Raw genomic sequence first — 19,212 nt, forward strand, 5'->3', positions numbered from 1 at the left:
AACACTGTTCATCAAAGCTATTACTTGCTACGCATTACTTTTTCTCATCGAACCTCCGATTAAATCCTTGCCCTTCCAATGTGCCGCTCCCATCGCAGCTAAGAGCAGGATACCTGTTACAACAAAGACAATTTGTACTGGAAAAATTCCACCGATAACGCCGCCGATCATCGGACCAATCATTCCGCCGATTTGGTTGGCTGTTTGACTTAACCCGAATGCCCGTCCACGGAAGTCCTCCGCTGTTGATTTCACAACGAGGCCATTTAATGCCGGATAGACCGCGCAGAAAAAGACACCAAACACAAACCGGATAATCGAAAATCCGATAATTTCACTAAAAAGAATTTGGGCCAACGTGCCAAGACCGCCGCCAAGAAGTCCGATAACAAGAACCCGATGAAATCCTACCTTATCGGCCCATTTCCCCCAGACCGGAGCAAATAAAGCACTTGCGATTCCAGGAAGAGAAAAGACAATACCAGCCAACAGTGAAGCCTTATCAACTGAGCCGCCCAATTTTACTATATACAGGGGTAGGACCGGTTCGATTGTCATGATTGATCCTGCAGTGATAATCGTTAAGAGAAGCACCAGCATCAATGGTCGATTGCTCCACGCTTCTTTTATATCATTTTTAACAGAGCCACGCTTTTTACTTGGAGTAAAGTTCTCCTCGGTCACCCAAAAAATGACCAAAATAGTCGAAATCAATGTGAAAATTCCTGCGCTGCCAAATGCCCAGCGATTTCCGACCAAATGAGCTATTCCCCCGCCAAGCAGCGGTCCAAGAATTCCGCCTGATGCGGATGCGGTAGAGATCATCGACAGGGCGTATCCGATCCTTTTGCCTGGCGTATTCGTTCCAATCAAGGCAATCGCCCCTGGAATAAATCCGGTTAGAAGCCCCTGTGCAATTCGTAAGACTAATAACTGATAGGGATTGGTCACAAATGCGGTTAATGTATAAATGATAAAAAGACAAACCCCCGCCCGGATTATCATCGGTTTTCTTCCATATTTATCGGCTACACTGCCCCAGAACGGGGAAGCGATGGCCCCTGCGAAAAAGGCAGCACTAAATAACAATCCTGACCAGATCTCAACATGTTCAGTGACACCAATTTGCGGCAGAAAGATGGGCAAAAACGGGATGACCATTGAAAAGCTTGCCGATGTGAAAAAGACGCCAATCCACAGCACCCATAAATTACGTTTCCAGCCTTGCATGCTAATCGCTCTCCCATTTTGATCATAAATAATAATTTCCCCCTCACTTTACCACAAAAGCGAAAAAAATAAACCTTTAGTGCCCCGAAGTAAATTCCATAAATATTTTTTCAATCGGAAAATTTCTTTTTTTTAATTGGACAATTCTTCATAATCAAGCAAAAATAGAAATATAGAAAACCTGTTCAAACAAAGCACACATTAACAGGAATTCGGAATCGATAATTGTTAGGATTGAATCAAGGAGTGAGCGATATGGGATGGGTAGAATCATTGCAGCGGGCAATCGACTATATGGAAGAACATTTACTTGAACCTTTTTCGATTGAAAGGATTGCAAAAGAAGCGAATGTCTCGGTTTTTCACTTTCAACGGACTTTTGCGATCTTAACCGATATTACGGTTGGAGAATATTTCCGCCGCAGACGATTAACTCTTGCTGCCCAAGAACTATCGAATACCAGCTGCAAAGTTATTGATATCGCCCTAAAATATGGCTACGACACTCCCGAGGCTTTTTCCAAAGCCTTTCGCAGGCAGCATGGGATTACACCAAGTCAGGCAAAAAATTATCATGGAAAGCTAAAATCGTATAACCGCCTGATGATTCAGGTGAGTCTGAAAGGAGCGGATCCGATGAATTACAAAATTATTGAAAGAGAAAGTTTTCAAGTAGTTGGCGTCAAACGGGAGTTTTCGTGTGCAAATGGAGAGAATTTAATCGGGATTCCAAAAATGTGGGATGATGTTCATGCAGACGGAACAAACGACCGATTAGTGAAGTTGAATAAGGGAGAAATTAATGGGATAGTTGGCGTTTGTGTGGATAAAAGCAGTTACCAAGCAGAGCCACTCATTGATTACTGGGTTGCTGTAGAATATAACGGTGAGACACAGGATGGATTCATGCAGCTTGAAATTCCTGCATCAAAGTGGGTGGTGTTCGAGGTACATGGAGCTATGCCAGATGCAATCCAGAAGGTCTGGAAGCAAATTTCTTCAGAATGGTTTCCATCCAATCAATATACACCAGCAGGCACCCCAGAATTAGAAGTCTATTTCGATGGAGATCCGTGGAGTCCTGATTATTACTCCGAAATTTGGATACCGTTGAAGAGGGACTGAGCAATAATATAGCGATGCTTGTTTTGTATCAAGCATCGCTATGTTTTTACTAATACTCATTTCTTAAGATTGTTGTTTTCTTAGATTCGCCGATAGAAGAGGAAAATTCGCCGATTGAAACCTAATATTCGCCGATAGAAGAGGAAAATTCACCGATTGAAAAAGATCCCTCCCCATTAAGCTTGAAAATTCGCTCATTGAATCGCCAATTCCGCCCATTCAACTAGAAAATTCGCCCATTGAAACCCAATATTCGCCCCTAGGACTCAAAAATTCGCCCATTGAATGGTTAGATCGTTAAGTAATTCATGGAAATCAATAAAATGACGCTTAGTTTTACACCAATAACGTCTCTTTTATGAGTTTATCCTTAATTTTATCAACACCATTTACGAAAGCAGTCATTTCTTTATAGCCTGTCCTTTAATTTAAGGCATCAGAGCCGATTCGCTCTCTGTTGTCAGGTTATGTTCACGCTGCCGAATCTTTGACTTTCACCACTTTCTGAATAAACGGATACAAGAAATACCCCATCCAGACCCCGAGCAAATTTAAGATAAGATCATCGATATCCGCACTGCCGCGTCTTGTAAGGTGCTGTGTCGTTTCAATCAGAAGTATGACAACAACTGGTACGAGCCATAGCTGACGCCTTGATGGGTTTTTATAAAGCATTAATGGCGCCACACCGAATGGAACGAAAAGAAAAATATTCGCTGCCAAATTATAAAAAGCTACCAGAAAGTTCACGTCTCCAGATAGGAAACCCATAATAGTTTTAAAGGGAATGTAATTAATTTGACTGTACTCTTGGTTCGCCGGACGGAAGAATAGGAGAATAAATAAGCCTAAACTATAAATCCCGATGACACTTTTTAAAATAGTTTTAGAGATTTGAAGGGTTTCTCTCCGCACACTATAAACGACGAACAATACAAGTATTGTCAAACACATCCACACCACTAGCAAAACAACTGGGTGTAGATAGGATAAAAGCCGCAGCCAGATCGGCAATAATACAATAAACAGAAGCTGGGAAATGCCGATCGATAACCAAACTGAGTTGGTTTTCATTCTATTTAACATTCATTAATCCTCTTTCCAAATAGGCTTAAGAATTTGGGTAGGTTGCTTGCAAAAACTGAACGGATTGTACAATTAGCGATTGTAGGACAGCAATATCAATGTCTGCGACCTTATTGATATATACACAGCCCTTACCGGTTGTATGCTTTCCAAACTCCTTAAGTAAGTTCTCACGTTTTGGTTCGCCCGGAGCAAAATACAAACTGATTTTTGCCTTGCGCGGTGAAAAGCCGACTAAAGGAGCATCACCTTCATGTCCAGAATCATATTTATAATGATAAGAACCAAATCCGATTATACTCGGTCCCCACATCTTTGCTTCAAATCCTGTCGTTTCCGAAAAAATATCTACTAGTTTATAGGCATCTTCACGTTTTTTCGGATTATCGACACTCTCAATAAACTCCACTACACTATGATCCGTTTCTTTTGTTTTTTGCTGATAGCTCATTAAAATCTCTCCTATTCTTTGAAAAAATGAACTCTATGATAGCTTCATTATATCCCCTATTTAATGAAATATTCTTCTTTTAAAAAGTAAGTCCAACTGCAATTGGAAACTGGATAATTAATCAATACTCCTTAAATCTTGTTTTTCCTGCTAAATTGCAGGAATTACATATTAAATAATAGAATATTTTGTGGTGAGGAGGGGTCAAAAATGAAGAAAGAGGACATCATTAAGGAAAAGTTGGCTTTAATTGACCGGGTGCATTCACTAAAAGCTTTGTCGGACGATTTATGGTTCCTGCCATTTAGGGAAGGTTCGTGGGGAATTGCCGACGTGATTTCTCATTTTATCGCTTGGGATCAATTTATGATTGATAATAGGATTTCATATCTATTAAAAAACGAGCCATTTCCACAAATGGCCATCGATGTAGAAGAAATAAACAGGTCTGCATCGAGATATGCCAGATCCGGCATAACGAAGGGGCAGCTGATAGATGAGTTCATTACTAAAAGAAAGCAATTATTGTCCCTCTTAAGTGAATTGGATGCAGAACGATTCGCTAGGCCGCTCCCTGGCAGGGAGAATATTATTCTAGGTAATTACTTTGTTGGAATGATTGAGCATGATGAAAAACATATGGTGCAAATTGAATCATTTATTAACCAAAATCAAATTGCATAAGAATTATTACCAGTTAGAATTCACCAAAATGGTTTGGAATCTTCAAGCTATTTTTCTTTAAGGTGAAGTTATAAAGGATAGTAATGATTTACTATCTCGATAAGACGCTCAGGATTTTCTGTTGATACATTTTCAGACAATCTTGCCCCGGCAATGATTGGAGCCCATTGAAAAATCTCGTCTTTTAACAAATCGCTTTTCGCACAATAGAGACGCAAATACATTTCCGCTAAGTCGATTGAAACCTGTGAATACAAAAGATATGTGCGATATACGTCCGCACGGATATCCCCCGCACTGGCATCAACCCAATCTATAATTGTCACTTCATTATCTGACATAATCAAGTTAAATAAATGATAATCTCCGTGACAGAGCCTTCTCTCAAATGTCATCGAATCCAATTTTTCTATTAAAGCAGACTTATGCCTTTTATCAAGATTATCGGCTGATTCAATTTGGCGGCTTAATTTTTCAGACATCGGTTCAAATGAATCAGCTGCAATCATATGAATTTTTTGTTGTATATCAACAGAAATATTCATGTAATATTCTGCTTGATCCATGTCTTCGGATAGGATATCGCCTATTGTTCGCCCCTTAATATATTCCATTATGATCGCTTGTTTCCCGTCTATTTTCGTAACATCTAATATTTTCGGAACAGAAAGTCCACACGAATATGCATACTTTTGCTTATTTGCTTCATTTGAAGATTCCGTATCCGGCAAGGAATCATTAAATATTTTGACAATCCTGTTTTCGTAAAGATATATTTTTGCTGTATTTCCACTTGCTATTGGAGTGCCTAAATTCACTTGTTATCCCTCTTTTCAATAATTTCTCTGTTGGTACAAGAAACAATTTTCCTAGCTCAGCAATCGCTGCCAGTTTGTTTATGAAGAAGGTATCTCAGTAATTTCATTTCAAATCCCACTTTTCTGTCCACTGACAACTCCCACAGCAAAAGCAGTGGGGTTCTAGGGTATAGAGGCAAACTTTCTGCCTAGTACACTTCTCAACGATACCCTATCTTTCCTTGCGGATAGAGTTTCTATCGAAGCACTGGTGTACGTTTTCCTAGAACATTAACGGACGTATTGCGTATAGCAAGACACTTCTCCAAGCAAGCCCTTTTTGGACTCCTTGTGTGTTTATCATTCCGACTTCTTTTGGGCGTTGTCACGACCAAGCAGGTTTGTGTTTAGGCGACAAACCAACGCAATGTTTTACTTGATGATTCTTTTAGTCTTCCAATCTCAATATTATGCAATTTTAACGAAGTTATTCCACCCGGCGTTGCATAAGTCTACATCAACTAAGTTTAGCGTTTCAGTGGTGTTTCCTATCAAAAAAGCACTATATAAATCACGCTGGATACGAAAAGTTTCAAATTCATTCCATCGTTCAGAGAGCTGTTTTTTGGTGTATTCGCCAGTGATATGATTAAACTGGCTTGCTTTTGTGGCGTAGGTATCTATTTTCTTAACGAACCGTCCTTGATAGCCTAGTTTTCGGTCAATAATTGTGATGAGCATGGCTGGGGCATGGTTGGAGATTGATTTTCCAAACCGTTTCTTGTGGTTAATCTTGCCATTCTTCTTGTTGAGGGTTGTTTTCTTTGTTCGCTTTTGAAGTGATTGAAATCTCATTGTTTCTACTCGTATATCCGACCCCAATGCAAGAATATCGTTCGCTAGTTTCTCATGCGATATTTTTCGCTGGACAGCGATTTTCCGATACAGTTCTTTACGTATCGTACGAAGCTTCTTATATCGGTTGGAGTAGTTCCATTGCAAGCGGCCTTTCTTAATTGTGAAATCTTTTTTGAAATTGTTGGTATTCGTCGCTCGTTTAGACCGATCCATTGCACGCTGAATAAGTCTTATTTTTGCTTGATCAACATGACACTCCGGTGCAAGCTCACGAAGTTCAACAGAAGTTTCGCAACAAACTGCGATGGTAGAGGAACCAATGTCGATCCCTACACGTTTGGTTTCATCATTTGCAGCTTTTCGATTACGTTTTGTTGGTGGAAAACCTTCTTGAATGAGTTGGACAAAATATCGATCCTTTCCACGTACTACCTTTTTCAAAATCCGGACATATTTTGTCTTATCCATTAAAGCCAGGTGTGCATATTCATCATTGGCTTTTGATGCAATCGGCATACACAACCAATTCTTTGGGTTTGGAAGTTTCTTTGTTGGCTTGTCGCCCCAAAGGATATTACCGTTCACATATCGCAAACCAGTATTGTTTGATTTATTTTCAACAGAAATATCATCATCGAACTTTTTGAAGTGTACTTTTCGGGCCTTGCCAAAATGCAGCTTCTCTACCGCTTCAAAGGCTCTTGTTGCAAGTTTTTGTGCTTCAAAGCTGCCGATGTTTTCTTTGAATTTATGTTGAATAGCTTTCACAAAATCATGCAAACCATATTCAGAAAAACTGTAGGCTAAACGTAGATTTGAAAGTGAATGATTACGTTCTTTGGACTTCGGTTCTTTCAGCAACGTACGATATTTCTTATCAGCTTTTACATATTTATGACGTTTGAGAGCTTCACCTAGACAAGAATTGTAGACTGTACGAGCAATCTTAAATTTCTTTTCTAATCGGTGTTTTTGCCAAACGGGAATGTTTAGCGAAAATTCGATTGTATAAGTTGGTGTACTTTTTCTTGCCATAGGTTTCAGCTCCTTTCTAGTTACGCCTTTTTTGATTTTCAACGTATCGCTTAATCTTACTCTACATATTTCCAATCAGCGAATACAAAATAGGAACATACATTCTCATCCATCATAATTGTATCAAATTTTATAAATTTCTACAACAATTATATGGAAATAAAGATAGTGATATTTTCAAATGCTTGAAGTACCACAAACCTTGCGGTTTCTAGTGGTACTCCGCATTTGACCTCACTCCCATCCCATGTCTAAAGACGGGCTAACGTCCTGCATGGGCTTTCTCGTTCGGGAAATCAGTAAATCCATCCTATTATTTACAGATTACTATATTCTTGTTGACAAGGACGAGATCAAAAAGGAATAATACGTTAATAATGTTCTTTATCTAATCATATAAATTTACATGTTACATAATACCATGTTAAAATAATATTATGTTACATTGATTGAGAGGCTTTTATTAATGGAATATGTTGAAGCGCTTAGAGACATCAAACAAATCAATGCTATAAAGAAGTATTTAAAAAAGCATTCAGAGCGTGACTATGTTCTCTTTGTCTTTGGTATTAATACTGGGTTAAAAATTACCGAAATACTGGATATAAAGGTTGACGATGTGTTTGACAAAGAAAACTGTGTTAAGAAATTTTATTTGTTGGCACATAAAGAAACGGTGAAGGAAGTCTACCTTAACCAAAAAGTAAAACAGGCTATTGCCCATTATGTTCATACACACCAATTATTAAGTGAAGATTTTTTGTTTAAGTCCAGTAAAACCGACAAACCGATTACTCGCCAACAAGCTTATCGTATAATTCATCAGGCAGCAGAAGCGATTGGCATCGGAGAAAAAATCGGCACCAACTCACTAAGGAAAACCTTTGGATTTCATGCTTTTAAACGTGGAATAGCCATTTCACTTTTGCAAAAGCATTTCAATCATTCAACCCCTTCCGAAACACTCAAATATCTGGGTATATCCAAAGATGAAAAAATAAGAACTGAAATCGATGTGAACCTTTAAAGGAAAATACCCTGGAATATAAATAAGAAAAAAGCTAACGAAGCGGGATTATACCTTCCTACTCTGTTAGCTTTATTCACTATAGAACTCCCTTAAGAAAGGAGGAATTTAATTATGGGCATCGGCATTGCCATTGTTCTATTAACGTATGTTACAATCTTAGTCTTATCATATGTAATCCTTGTTTTCATTCAGGAACATGATGATAAAGGTAGTATGATTATTAACAAAGCATATCAATATTATTATTCCATACTCCTTCTCAGCATACTTGTCGTTCTCGGCCTCATCATACTCCCGCACATCACTCTTGATTCTCAAACCACCAGTTATCTATTCATTGCCAGTAAGTTTATTTCCGTCCTTACACTTGGCGGCAGTATTTATGTATTAAGCAAAAAGGAATGTAAAAATTAATCCTCTTGAAATTTTGATCTAAAAATCATAAATTGAATTGTTAAGCGACCGTTTCGTTGATTTTAAGAAGGAATTCGGTCGCTTAGAAGTTCGAGTTGCCATCGTAACTCCTATTTATTGAAAAGAACTCTCCATTTTAAAATCCGGACGTTTCTTTAGGTATTCAATCTTTTTTGCTTGGTACATATTATCCTTGAATTGATAGGTAATAAGAATTCCTCCTTCTGTTGGCGGAAAAATGTGACCGCTTATATAAACTACTAGTTCGTTTTTATATACAGAATATTCAATCCGCTCATTTTTCAAGTAGTCATAAGTAGTGTCATTTTTTTTCTTCTTACCAATCGTTATCTCCACTTGGTCATTAGATACTAATTTCGTTTTAACATTCTTATTAATGATTGCCACTGGATTATCTATTAACCTTTCTTCAAATATTTCTCCAATATTTGTCTTCGTTTTCTGTAGGACATGTGCTTCCGTAATCATGATTCCTGTACCATGATCAGTTGTTAATACGATGACCAACTCTTCTTTTCCGTCCTGGTTAATATCTTCGAAAAATAATTTTGGACCAAATGCAGGAGCATCCGTACTTCTCCAGTAAGGGAACCATCTAATTCCTCCGTCCATCTTCAACCTGAATTTTTCTAAGTGCCCTTCTCTTTTTGTCGCATAAAGAGTCGCATTGGCTTTCTTTAGTGTGGCCACAACTTCGGATTGCGGTTCTCCTATATTCGATATATGAAGCGTCCTGTTTTTCGAATCATATTCGACATCCAGTTTCAGTTCGATGCATATCGATTCAATAGAAACAAACGGCAAACCATCTATAAACTGTACAATGGAAGGAATACCGAAAATTGGCTGCCCATTCACAAACACTTTAAAAGGAGTAACGGCGGATGCGACGGGAACAATCGTTATTAATAACACTACAAATATGGATAAGAACCATTTTATTTTCATCTAATCAACAGCCTTTTTGGGTAAATTTATTTTGTATATTTTCCCCAAAGTAGCTCTTTATTAAAAGAAATATTTGCTCTTATTGAATCTTTACCTTGATTTGTCTAATTAGTTTGGTTACTAACAACAGTAGTTGAACAGAGTTTTTATTCAATTTCTTTTGAATATTTTTCACCTGAACGTTCCTTTAAAAAATGTCTTTACATTTACTTATGTAGGACATTTTTAAATTGGATTTAGCCTTTCAATTTATTTTTAGTTGATAGGCTTCCTCAAGTATTGATTTTAATTTTTTTCCTCTTTTTGATATAAAGGAAGTCCAGAATTTCTCTCCAATCTCTGCAAGTTGCTCAGGCGTATAGACACTATTGTCAAATTTACCCCAACAACCATCTTTTGTTAATTTGTCCCAAGAAATATAGTCTGCAAATTTTCTATTTTCTTTGGGTACATCCGAACCCATAGATTCAAGTTTTACTAAATCTGGACATAGCCACATTGCTGTACAAACAGATAACAATCCGCCATGTATCTCATTTAATCCTTCCAATCCTGCCTCAGTTAGTGCTTCTTCCCATGCCAAGTGCCGATATGTAGTTATAAGTATTATATCTTCGTACTTATAGTTTATATGTTTTACGAAAGCTGATTCCCAGTATGCTCCACCATGACCATTGCATAGTACAAACTTCTTAAAGCCTTGTCTATTAAGGTTTACTAATATTTCTTCTAACATTGCGGTTAAAACATTGGGACTTACAGTAACTGTCCCTTTACAATTTGCATGTTCTTCTGATGTACTAAAGGGCAAAGTTGGAAGAACATATGCATTTAAAACCTCTCCAAATGACTCTGCATACTTTTCTGCTATTAAGGTATCCAGATGCATTGGCAAATTTGGTCCGAACTGTTCTGTTGCACCGACCGAAATTATTGCTGTATCAGTTCCGCTTTCTACTATTTCTCTTGTACTATTTTTATAACTTAACATTGTAATTATTTACCTCCAAATTTCTTATTAGAGTAAGAATTCTCCAAGAGTTGTCGATTTCCTTCTTGTTGAACTAAACTGCCCTTACCTAAATAAGCAGATCCACCCAGAAAGGTTATTGAAAACTTTTTCCGGATTACATATAGGATTAGTTAAATTATTTCCTTTGCATCAGCAGGTAAATTTCTTACATGTTTAAGATATTCCGTCATATTTTTATCGTCTTCCATTGGATATGTAAACAATAAGTTATCTGCAACTTCTTCTGCTAGTCTTCTAAACAATTCACAGGTGGTAAAAATAGCGCCCCAAAAATTACCATAGTCATAATCGGAATAAGTTTTTTCATACATTTCCCAATATGATTCAGAAAGGTACTTTTTGAAATACTTTCCCATTTTTCCTGTTGAAACTTCGAAGTCGTGGTTTATCCCTACCCACCAAGAAACCATCTCATCTAATCTAGCCCTTATAACATATTCAAACATTTGCTTTGCATATGGTAATTCATCACGCCAAATTCCTTTGGCAACGTTTTGCAGACACCACCAAAAATCATTGCAACAACTAAAAAACATAGCTTCTGTTGACTTGTTTACTTGGTAATCAATATCTGTGGGAGCTGGAATATGTGGCAGAATATTGTCCTTATCTAATAATGGTACCGTCAGTTTATCATTGCCATATTCAGCATTCATTGTATCTATGATTTCGATATGAAGGTCGATACGATTTCCATCTGTAAAGAGCATTAAATAGCCATAAGACCGATCAAAATCCATATCCTCTCCAACTGATTTATCATTCTTATCAGGCTCTTGAATCATCAGTAAATCTCCAAAACAATTAATCCAATTCTCATCTTTTATGAAAGATGCGGTTTCTGTCACGACATAAACAATATCGTAATCTTGAAAAATATCCTTTGGAGCATTTGGATTTGTTCTTGAACCGTTCATATAGACAGCTCGAATTCTTTCATCCTTTTGAGCAATCCCTAAAATCAAATCAAACATTTCTTTTTCGGACCTCATAGCTATTCACCTCATTAGAGTCTTTTGCATCATCAAAAATTATTACTTTTCAAAAAGTTCTTTATCAACTAAACTTAAAATAAACATTTAGTGTTTGGGATGCTATCTCCATACTGTCCATTGGTTCGGTCAGTAAATTCCCAAAGTTGGAATGTTGTAAAGAAGAGTAAATTTCAATGTTTAAAACCATACTTCTTTTTTCACTCACGATTTTTTCACTCTCAATTCTTGTTTCATGCAGTGTCACAAAAATAGTTGACGGCAATTATGAGATTGTAAGCCTGTACATAATTAAGAATGATAAAGCAGAAAAAGTTGCACAACTAAAAGATAAAAAGAAAATACAAGAATTAACCAACTTGATTAATAGTAGTAAAAAGGAAGATGCAGATAGTGTCGTTTTTGAAAAAGGCCCTGACGGCATTCTTGTTTTCGAAAAAAAGGATAAGAAACTTGAATTACAAGTATTTACAAATGATGGTAATCTTCTAACAAAAGAATACTATGTCAACTCTGCGATTGATATGAAAAAATACTTTGGTTACTAATATCTTTATGCCAATGATATTATTACTTACAGATAGTGCAGAACTGTTGCTACAATACTCAAAATTACTCCTAAGATAATCCAAAAAATCACCTAATATAAACGCTTAACCCACTTTTTCTCCAATTCATCAGTAATAACTTGATCTTCATCAAGTTTTTGATATTCTTTTTTAAAACGATACAACTGTACAGGTCCCGCCAGCAAACAAATAACAGAGATTATTAATCCAAAAATATTAAACCATTCCATATAATATTCAATTTCTCCCGAACAATTGATTAATAATTCCTTCTTTTGAAATAATTATATCATAATACTGATTTTTTCTTAAAACCATTTCAGTATTCACATATGAATTAATAATTTAGGGACAAGATACTATTAAACTGTACCCCTTGTCCCTTAAATTTAGGCTCTGTTAAATGTGAATGTTGATTTCCGCTCCAGGCGGCTTCGCTTTCCGCGGGGCGGGCGGTGAGCCTCCTCAGCGCTAAAGCGCCTGCGGGGTCTCACCTGTCCCGCTAATCCCGCAGGAGTCTTCGCCGCCTTCCACTCCAATCAACATTATGCTCAAAATCAACAATGTGCTTTAACACAGCCTAAATTTAAAGAAAAAACCACCCTCTCTTGAAGGGTGGTAGAATTCTAATTATTAGTAATAAACATATGGATCATCAAGTTTTGGAACCTTTTCTATAGATTTTATTTTTACAGAAGGCAGACCTATTTCTTGATATGTAAACTTGTCAATGGTTCCGTTTACTTTTACCCATTCATCTTGTTGAAAACCACTGACATCGCCAATAGATAACATTCCGACGATGTCAGAATCGGCAATACAACATGCAACACCAAATCTTGATACAATAATCTGATCATCCGGAAAGCCTTCAGGTCTATATACAAATCCAACAAACTCTATTTCTTTACCAACAAACAGATCCAACTTTTGCATGATCTTATCCATGGTATAAATGAAATTTTCATCTGTAACGATAATTTTCTCACTTGATAACAGATTTTTCTCCTCAACGTCAGACTCTTGGCTCCAATTTGCGAACTGATCTGTTACAGAGCCATTCGATGTAGTAGACTCCTGAGCTTCTGATTCAGTTATTGTTTTCTTTTGAGTGTCTGGTTGATTATTTACACTTTTCGTTTTTTCTCCGAAATGCACTCCTCTGTTCGCTGCGACTGCACTATCAAGAGTGTTATTGGAAAAAAACATTCCTGTCAAAATAGGAATAATGAACATTGAATAGATGATGATCGACTTATTATCCGAATCGGAAGTCCCATGATCACTGCCACAATCGCAATCAACATCATCCCCGCTTTTATTCCTCCAAAATTGAGCAATACCCATTAGTAGAAATGCTGCAATCGAAAAATACGTTAATGGAGCCACCTTTGGAGCAATAAAATATTTTAAATCTCCAGTAATAACCAATTTCAGTAATAAACTAGTAAATCCTAATAAAACAATCCCTCTAACCATAACATGATTAATCTTTCTTTGTTCTTGCTTCATATCCTCACCCCCAGACCATTGATTGAAATAGATAAACTACACTTAAAACTACAATGGTTGTAATGACCATAAAAGCAATGACAAACTTTGTCTTAAAATAGCCAAAAAGCATGATCGTATTTTTAAAATCGATCATTGGGCCGAACAACAGGAATGCCAAAATCGATCCCTTTGAAAAAGTTTTAAGAAATGAGGCAGCTATAAACGCATCCGCTTCTGAACACAAGGATAAAGCATATGCAAATCCCATCATGACAGGAGGCGCAGATAAATTATTTGAACCCAACTCAAGAAGAATACTTCTGTTAAAAAAAGTCTGAAATAAACTAGCAATAAATGCCCCAAAGATTAAGTACTTCCCCATTTGAAAAAACTCATCACTTGCATGATATAAAACAGCCTTGAAACTTTTTCTTGGAGTGGTTGCTGTTCCCTGAGCAGATGCCACCAGATCTTCCCGAGCCCATTTTAATTGATCTTTATTTCCAAAAATTAAATAGATGAAAAGTCCAATAATAATAATGATTAAGAATGCTAGTCCCATTCTGGCATATGCCATTTGAACATCCATACGAAAAGCAACGTACGTAGAAAAGAAAACAATTGGATTTAAAATGGGGGCGCCAAGGAGTAATACCATTCCCACGTGCAAGGGCATACCCTTTTTGATCAACCTTCTTACTACCGGTACAATAGCACATTCACATACAGGAAATAGAACACCTAAAAGGGCTGCTGGAATAAGTGCTAAAAACGGGTTCTTTGGAATAATTTTCTGAAGTCTTTCTTCAGACACATACATTTGAATAAGAGATGAAACAAATACACCTAATAAAACAAAGGGAATAGCCTCGATTATAATACTAATAAAAATGGTGTTTACATTAATAACGGATTTTGGAAGCTGAAATGAAAAACTAGTAAAAGAACCATTCATAAATAATATAAAGATTAAACCAAAAATCAATAATCCGACGAGGTAACCCAATAATTCTTTGAAAAAATTATAAGTAACTTTCATAACTTCTCCTATTTTCAGTTTTCATTTAATTGCCGAACATTTTTAATCTTAACATACTGATTTGACTTTAAACAGATAAAACAAAAAGATCAATGTAAAATTATTGAAAGTCTATTGCCTTTATTAATGATAGATACTACTATAATTATGGTAGTATGCTTTATAGGAGGAAAAGGATGAAGCACAAAAAAAAGATCCCCGTATACATTATTAGCGGCTTTCTTGGCAGCGGAAAAACAACGATTTTACTTAAATTAATTGAAACCTTTAAAAAAAGGGGATTCGTTCCTGGTATTATTTTAAACGAGCTGGGTGATGTAAATGTTGAAAGTCATTTATTCCCGAAAGAAAATATGGTGGAATTATTAAACGGTTGCATCTGCTGCTCGATCCAAAACGATTTAAAATCCACTTTTGATTATTTTATCAACGAATCATTCGAACACGTTGATGCCTTATTTATTGAGGGTACTGGGGTAGCCAACCCTTTAGAAATAAAACAAGCTTTAAGCGACCCTAAATATCTGGAATACTTTTTGCTGCAATCCATAATTGGGGTTGTAGATGCGAGTAACTATTTAGAGTATCAAAGTATTTTTTCAAGTTCTAATGAAATTCGCACACTTTTAAAGCAACAGCTTGTAAGTGCTTCCATAGTGATATTAAATAAAGTCGATTTAGTATCCAGTAAAAAGCTTGAAAAAATTCAAAATAAGCTAACACCGACTTTAAGCGAAGGGACCCCTATCTATAAAACAGAATTTTGTAATATCAATACAGATTTGTTAATCGGTTCTTTCGGGAACCCTACCATCCAATTATCTGACAATCATGAACATCATGAACACATGCATGGTAATGGCCATCACAAACACCAGGCTCACCACGACCAAATTCAAGCAATTAGAATAAACCATCTTCCAATAGTAGAAAGGGAAAAATTTAAAGATTGGTTAAATGGTTTACCAAAAAATATTGTTAGAGGAAAAGGATTCGTTCAACTAAAAGAAGACGGATTAATTTATAATTTTCAATATTCTTCCAATCAACTGATACTTACTAAAATCAAATCTCATGAAAATCCTTCCTTAATTTTAATTGGGGTTGAACTAGAAGAACAACAAATAAAAAATTATGTCCAATTATTAGAAATGACACTACCAAGATAAATAGCAAAACCTGACCTTTTTACCTAAGGACAGGTTTTATTTTTACTTAGTAATAGTTTATGATCTCAATCATCCATTTCTCCTGTATTTTATGTTTTGACTTCATTTAATTCAATAAACCAAACTTAAAATCCTGCTTACAATTCTGTAATTTCTTGTATAATTGACATACAAATATAGTTTGCTTCATATAAAAGGTGTTGTATTTTAAAGGGGATGTTTATTTGTAGAAGAGAATATAAAGGGCGGCAAGAAATCCGCCTGGGGAATAGTTGGGACAATTGGAGCACTATTATTAGGTAAATTTAAATTTGTTTTGATAATTAATTCCTTAAACTACATACACTGATAAGCATGATTATCTATCTCGGAACCTATGCCCTAATTTTTGGTTGGAAGTTTGCAGTAGCTCTAGTCTACCTCTTGTTTGTGCACGAAATGGGACATATGTATGCAGCTAAAAGGATGAAACTGCCTGTTAGTCCAGCTGTATTTATTCCTTTTATGGGTGCAGTTATTGGTCTAAAGGAAATGCCTAAAAGTGCAAAAGACGAGGGGTTTTTAGCCTACATGGGGCCCTTATTTGGATTGTTAGCGTTTTTACCCGCCATTCCATTGTATTTATATACACATCACTCATTCTGGGCACTTCTTATTTATTTGGGCGGGATGATAAATTTATTTAATTTAATTCCGATTACCCCATTAGATGGGGGAAGAATTGCAGCAGGGATCAGCACTAAACTATGGGGCTTAGGGATTGTATTATTACTTGCTTTTTCTGTCATGCATTTTAGTATCATAGGGTTTATCATTGTCATCATCGGTTCAAAAGAATGGTATAAATTATATAAAAAACAAAAAAGTTTAAATAAAGACAAAATGGAAGTACAGGAACTTGAACATTTAATACTAAAATTAAAACAAGAATCACATGATTTTGATTCAGTACAAGAATTGACTAAAAAAGTAAAATTGGAAACCTCGAACCAGGAGATTACAGAAACAATAAATCATCTGAATTCTAAAATTGACGAAATTAAAAAGGAACTTTATCTCCAACAATTATCAGGTGTTCATACATTAAGCGAAGAAGATAGCGATAACAATCAACAAGTTGTGGAAGGTATTCTCAACAATTTAGCAGAAAAAATTGCAAAATTTAAAACAGAAGTAGAGACAACGGAAACCTATTATAAAACGAGTAAAAAAACGAAAGTGCAATTATTTTTAATTTATCTTGGTCTAATCATTGCGCTGTCTATTAGTTATTTTTATGGAAATGAAATTCTCATGAGTCATCCAGAAATACAAAAAATCATGAATAGATAAAACATGTTGATTGTTTTTCTAATTGCTAAGGAAGGGAGGGTGATCAGCCTTGCCAGATTGGTCATATCATACCATTTTTAAGCCGATTCTTCATAAGCTGCCCCCCTCCTTTAGTCGTGAGTTTATTCATCGCGGGATGGGCATGTTATCTTCTTCGGCAATAGGAGAAGCATGTATAGAATTCCTTGGTCATATGGCACCTTCTAATCAAATGGCGCAGCCAGTATTCGATGTTCAGTTTACCTCTCCTGTTGGACTAAGTGGCCAAATCGATCCCCAATTATCTGGGCTGAAAGCTTTTCAAAATCTTGGTTTTGGCTTCATTGAGATTGGCCCAGTATCCATTCACGGTTCAGAAAAGAAGGAAGAACTTCTTGTTGATTATAAAAACGAACAGGTATGGGGATTTACCGGCTTCTCCATAATGCTTTCTACAGTTAAGGAACAACTACACTCTCTTAAAAAAAAGAAGGTCCCTTTTTTTATTAGGGTTGAAGGAACTTTTCAGGAAATAACTGAGATTTGTGAAGAGCTCCTTCCTTTTAGTGACGGATTTATACTCAACAGCAATGCGTTTGATTCAGCTGATCAATATAACCAATTTCAAGAAAAATTAAGTAAGCCCGTAATATTTGCTTTTTCAACAGAAACTACGGCTAATATTGATAAGCTGAAAAACTATAATCCAAGTGGAATACTTCTTGAAGGATGTCATTCGACTGATAGGATGACTGAAACGCTTATAGCCTTAAGGAAATCATTTACTAATGTTCCTATTATCACTTCAGGTGGGGTTAGAGAGCCCGTAGATGCTATTAAATTGTTGGAAAACGGAGCTTCACTTGTCATGTTAGGCTTTGAATATGTATTTGCTGGACCTGGTCTGCCGAAGCGGATTAACGAGGCATACAGCAACAGGCTCCCTAAGGAACCCGTGATGGCTAAAGGATGGCTTTCGTATTGGTTGTTTGGTTTGGCCATAACAGTTGCTGGATTCATCGCATTGTTTTTCAGCATGACCGCCATTATCCTTCCATACGATGAATCCTTTTTAGGCTTAATTAGAAGGGATATCTTAGATTTCAATCCTGCCATTTTATATTTTATGGCACATGACCGGATGACTCTTTCAGGGACCATGATTTCAGGCGGAATCATCTACATGCAGCTTTCGAGGCACGGAATCAGATTTGGCCACCATTGGGCAAGAAAAGCAGTCAATATCGCAGGGATAATTGGTTTCCTTGGAATTTTGTTATTTATCGGTTATGGTTATTTCGATTGGCTCCATGGATTGTTTTGGCTTATTTTATTACCGTTATTTATAATTGGCTATACGAAATCCAAAAATGCGAAAGCAGCGCCATCAAGCATCAATCTTTTTAATCATAAATACTGGAAGTTGAGCTTAATTGGTCAATTATCGTTTGTCCTTTTAGGGTTTGCATTAACGATTGGCGGAATCGTAATCTCAGTCGTTGGAGTATCAACTATATTTGTTCCAACCGATCTTTCTTATTTATGTCTTACTCCGGAAGCGCTAAGTGACTTTAATGAACGATTAATCCCTGTGATAGCACATGATCGGGCCGGGTTTGGCAGTGCCCTGCTAAGTGTGGGCCTACTCGTATTAATGCTTGCCTTATGGGGAATTCGCGAAGGAGAAAGCTGGGTTTGGTGGACCTTCACTATCGGTGCCCTTCCAGCATTTTTATCCGGGATTATCACACATTTTATTATTGGCTATACTGATTTTGTTCACTTATTACCTGCTTATATTGCAGTAGTTCTATACATTATAGGAGTAATTTGCACTGCACCATTTTTATTAAAAAGAACATGAAAAAATAAGCCACACAACCATGTTGGCTTATTTTTTTTATTTTTTGAAATGTGCCTTTTCTT

The 19,212-nt window shown here is 36.4% G+C and carries 18 protein-coding genes and 1 pseudogene; 8 read left to right on the top strand and 11 right to left on the bottom strand.

Annotated features, from left to right (window positions below; translation table 11 throughout):
• Positions 1–27 precede the first annotated feature (27 nt).
• Positions 28–1,230, bottom strand: coding sequence for an MFS transporter (locus tag AA980_RS11475; protein WP_024028864.1), 1,203 nt, complete (start codon positions 1,228–1,230; stop codon positions 28–30).
• Positions 1,231–1,485: 255 nt separating this feature from the next.
• Between AA980_RS11475 and AA980_RS11480 the strand changes: the two genes are divergently transcribed.
• Positions 1,486–2,355, top strand: coding sequence for an AraC family transcriptional regulator (locus tag AA980_RS11480; protein WP_024028863.1), 870 nt, complete (start codon positions 1,486–1,488; stop codon positions 2,353–2,355).
• A 471-nt stretch (positions 2,356–2,826) separates the two neighbouring features.
• Here the strand turns inward: AA980_RS11480 and AA980_RS11485 are convergent, their stop codons facing one another.
• Both AA980_RS11485 and AA980_RS11490 read right to left on the bottom strand, forming a co-directional pair.
• The gene (locus AA980_RS11485) at positions 2,827–3,441 is read right to left on the bottom strand and encodes a VanZ family protein (RefSeq protein WP_024028862.1); all 615 of its coding nucleotides are present in this window, start codon (positions 3,439–3,441) and stop codon (positions 2,827–2,829) included.
• 25 nt (positions 3,442–3,466) lie between these two features.
• Positions 3,467–3,892 carry a DUF1801 domain-containing protein gene (locus AA980_RS11490; protein WP_024028861.1) on the bottom strand — a complete coding sequence of 142 codons (426 nt, stop codon included), beginning with the start codon at positions 3,890–3,892 and terminating at the stop codon, positions 3,467–3,469.
• Positions 3,893–4,102: 210 nt separating this feature from the next.
• Here AA980_RS11490 and AA980_RS11495 point away from each other — a divergent pair, with 210 nt between their 5' ends.
• A complete protein-coding gene (locus AA980_RS11495) occupies positions 4,103–4,576 on the top strand; it encodes a DinB family protein (RefSeq protein ID WP_024028860.1) in 474 nt (157 codons plus the stop codon).
• A 68-nt stretch (positions 4,577–4,644) separates the two neighbouring features.
• On the opposite strand, the gene AA980_RS11500 is transcribed toward AA980_RS11495, so the two are convergent.
• Positions 4,645–5,394, bottom strand: coding sequence for an aminoglycoside phosphotransferase family protein (locus tag AA980_RS11500; protein WP_024028859.1), 750 nt, complete (start codon positions 5,392–5,394; stop codon positions 4,645–4,647).
• A gap of 447 nt (positions 5,395–5,841) precedes the next feature.
• Complete coding sequence (locus AA980_RS11505; RefSeq protein ID WP_024028858.1) at positions 5,842–7,266, bottom strand: hypothetical protein; 1,425 nt, start codon at positions 7,264–7,266, stop codon at positions 5,842–5,844.
• Between the two features lie 466 nt (positions 7,267–7,732).
• On the opposite strand from AA980_RS11505, the gene AA980_RS11510 reads away from it, so the two are divergent.
• Both AA980_RS11510 and AA980_RS11515 read left to right on the top strand, forming a co-directional pair.
• Positions 7,733–8,293: a tyrosine-type recombinase/integrase gene (locus AA980_RS11510; RefSeq protein ID WP_024028857.1), complete on the top strand. Its 561-nt coding sequence runs from the start codon at positions 7,733–7,735 to the stop codon at positions 8,291–8,293.
• A 114-nt stretch (positions 8,294–8,407) separates the two neighbouring features.
• Positions 8,408–8,710 carry a hypothetical protein gene (locus tag AA980_RS11515; RefSeq protein ID WP_024028856.1) on the top strand — a complete coding sequence of 101 codons (303 nt, stop codon included), beginning with the start codon at positions 8,408–8,410 and terminating at the stop codon, positions 8,708–8,710.
• A 114-nt stretch (positions 8,711–8,824) separates the two neighbouring features.
• Here AA980_RS11515 and AA980_RS11520 read toward each other — a convergent pair whose 3' ends face one another.
• The 3 genes from AA980_RS11520 to AA980_RS11530 form a co-directional block, all read right to left on the bottom strand.
• Entirely contained in the window at positions 8,825–9,679 is an 855-nt protein-coding gene (locus AA980_RS11520; protein WP_024028855.1) for a hypothetical protein, read from the bottom strand.
• A 244-nt stretch (positions 9,680–9,923) separates the two neighbouring features.
• Positions 9,924–10,670, bottom strand: coding sequence for a creatininase family protein (locus AA980_RS11525; RefSeq protein ID WP_024028854.1), 747 nt, complete (start codon positions 10,668–10,670; stop codon positions 9,924–9,926).
• Positions 10,671–10,822: 152 nt separating this feature from the next.
• On the bottom strand, positions 10,823–11,704 hold the full coding sequence (locus tag AA980_RS11530) for an aminoglycoside 6-adenylyltransferase (protein ID WP_024028853.1): 882 nt from the start codon (positions 11,702–11,704) through the stop codon (positions 10,823–10,825).
• A 176-nt stretch (positions 11,705–11,880) separates the two neighbouring features.
• Here AA980_RS11530 and AA980_RS11535 point away from each other — a divergent pair, with 176 nt between their 5' ends.
• Positions 11,881–12,252: a hypothetical protein gene (locus AA980_RS11535; RefSeq protein ID WP_024028852.1), complete on the top strand. Its 372-nt coding sequence runs from the start codon at positions 11,881–11,883 to the stop codon at positions 12,250–12,252.
• Between the two features lie 92 nt (positions 12,253–12,344).
• Here AA980_RS11535 and AA980_RS27225 read toward each other — a convergent pair whose 3' ends face one another.
• The 3 genes from AA980_RS27225 to AA980_RS11545 form a co-directional block, all read right to left on the bottom strand.
• Positions 12,345–12,503 carry a hypothetical protein gene (locus AA980_RS27225; RefSeq protein WP_156351187.1) on the bottom strand — a complete coding sequence of 53 codons (159 nt, stop codon included), beginning with the start codon at positions 12,501–12,503 and terminating at the stop codon, positions 12,345–12,347.
• 403 nt (positions 12,504–12,906) lie between these two features.
• Entirely contained in the window at positions 12,907–13,785 is an 879-nt protein-coding gene (locus AA980_RS11540; RefSeq protein WP_024031229.1) for a TIGR03943 family putative permease subunit, read from the bottom strand.
• 4 nt (positions 13,786–13,789) lie between these two features.
• Complete coding sequence (locus tag AA980_RS11545) at positions 13,790–14,806, bottom strand: permease (RefSeq protein WP_024031228.1); 1,017 nt, start codon at positions 14,804–14,806, stop codon at positions 13,790–13,792.
• 176 nt (positions 14,807–14,982) lie between these two features.
• On the opposite strand from AA980_RS11545, the gene AA980_RS11550 reads away from it, so the two are divergent.
• The 3 genes and pseudogenes from AA980_RS11550 (at position 14,983) to AA980_RS11560 (ending at position 19,150) form a co-directional block, all read left to right on the top strand.
• Positions 14,983–15,975 (top strand): CobW family GTP-binding protein, encoded by a 993-nt coding sequence (locus AA980_RS11550; protein WP_024031227.1) that lies wholly within the window; start codon positions 14,983–14,985, stop codon positions 15,973–15,975.
• A 238-nt stretch (positions 15,976–16,213) separates the two neighbouring features.
• Positions 16,214–16,813: pseudogene (locus AA980_RS28245) on the top strand (site-2 protease family protein); the annotation flags it as partial.
• A gap of 543 nt (positions 16,814–17,356) precedes the next feature.
• Positions 17,357–19,150: a beta/alpha barrel domain-containing protein gene (locus AA980_RS11560; RefSeq protein WP_024031225.1), complete on the top strand. Its 1,794-nt coding sequence runs from the start codon at positions 17,357–17,359 to the stop codon at positions 19,148–19,150.
• Positions 19,151–19,212: the final 62 nt, after the last annotated feature.

This window comes from Neobacillus vireti, from assembly GCF_001026695.1.
Taxonomy (GTDB): Bacteria; Bacillota; Bacilli; order Bacillales; family Cytobacillaceae; genus Neobacillus; species Neobacillus vireti.

Bases quoted from the DNA above. Each gene is read 5' to 3' on its own strand.
- AA980_RS11475 (WP_024028864.1), bottom strand. From the start codon at position 1,230: ATGCAAGGCTGGAAACGTAATTTATGGGTGCTGTGGATTGGCGTCTTT.
- AA980_RS11480 (WP_024028863.1), top strand. From the start codon at position 1,486: ATGGGATGGGTAGAATCATTGCAGCGGGCAATCGACTATATGGAAGAA.
- AA980_RS11485 (WP_024028862.1), bottom strand. From the start codon at position 3,441: ATGTTAAATAGAATGAAAACCAACTCAGTTTGGTTATCGATCGGCATT.
- AA980_RS11490 (WP_024028861.1), bottom strand. From the start codon at position 3,892: ATGAGCTATCAGCAAAAAACAAAAGAAACGGATCATAGTGTAGTGGAG.
- AA980_RS11495 (WP_024028860.1), top strand. From the start codon at position 4,103: ATGAAGAAAGAGGACATCATTAAGGAAAAGTTGGCTTTAATTGACCGG.
- AA980_RS11505 (WP_024028858.1), bottom strand. From the start codon at position 7,266: ATGGCAAGAAAAAGTACACCAACTTATACAATCGAATTTTCGCTAAAC.
- AA980_RS11510 (WP_024028857.1), top strand. From the start codon at position 7,733: ATGGAATATGTTGAAGCGCTTAGAGACATCAAACAAATCAATGCTATA.
- AA980_RS11515 (WP_024028856.1), top strand. From the start codon at position 8,408: ATGGGCATCGGCATTGCCATTGTTCTATTAACGTATGTTACAATCTTA.
- AA980_RS11520 (WP_024028855.1), bottom strand. From the start codon at position 9,679: ATGAAAATAAAATGGTTCTTATCCATATTTGTAGTGTTATTAATAACG.
- AA980_RS11525 (WP_024028854.1), bottom strand. From the start codon at position 10,670: ATGTTAAGTTATAAAAATAGTACAAGAGAAATAGTAGAAAGCGGAACT.
- AA980_RS11530 (WP_024028853.1), bottom strand. From the start codon at position 11,704: ATGAGGTCCGAAAAAGAAATGTTTGATTTGATTTTAGGGATTGCTCAA.
- AA980_RS11535 (WP_024028852.1), top strand. From the start codon at position 11,881: ATGTTTAAAACCATACTTCTTTTTTCACTCACGATTTTTTCACTCTCA.
- AA980_RS27225 (WP_156351187.1), bottom strand. From the start codon at position 12,503: ATGGAATGGTTTAATATTTTTGGATTAATAATCTCTGTTATTTGTTTG.
- AA980_RS11540 (WP_024031229.1), bottom strand. From the start codon at position 13,785: ATGAAGCAAGAACAAAGAAAGATTAATCATGTTATGGTTAGAGGGATT.
- AA980_RS11545 (WP_024031228.1), bottom strand. From the start codon at position 14,806: ATGAAAGTTACTTATAATTTTTTCAAAGAATTATTGGGTTACCTCGTC.
- AA980_RS11550 (WP_024031227.1), top strand. From the start codon at position 14,983: ATGAAGCACAAAAAAAAGATCCCCGTATACATTATTAGCGGCTTTCTT.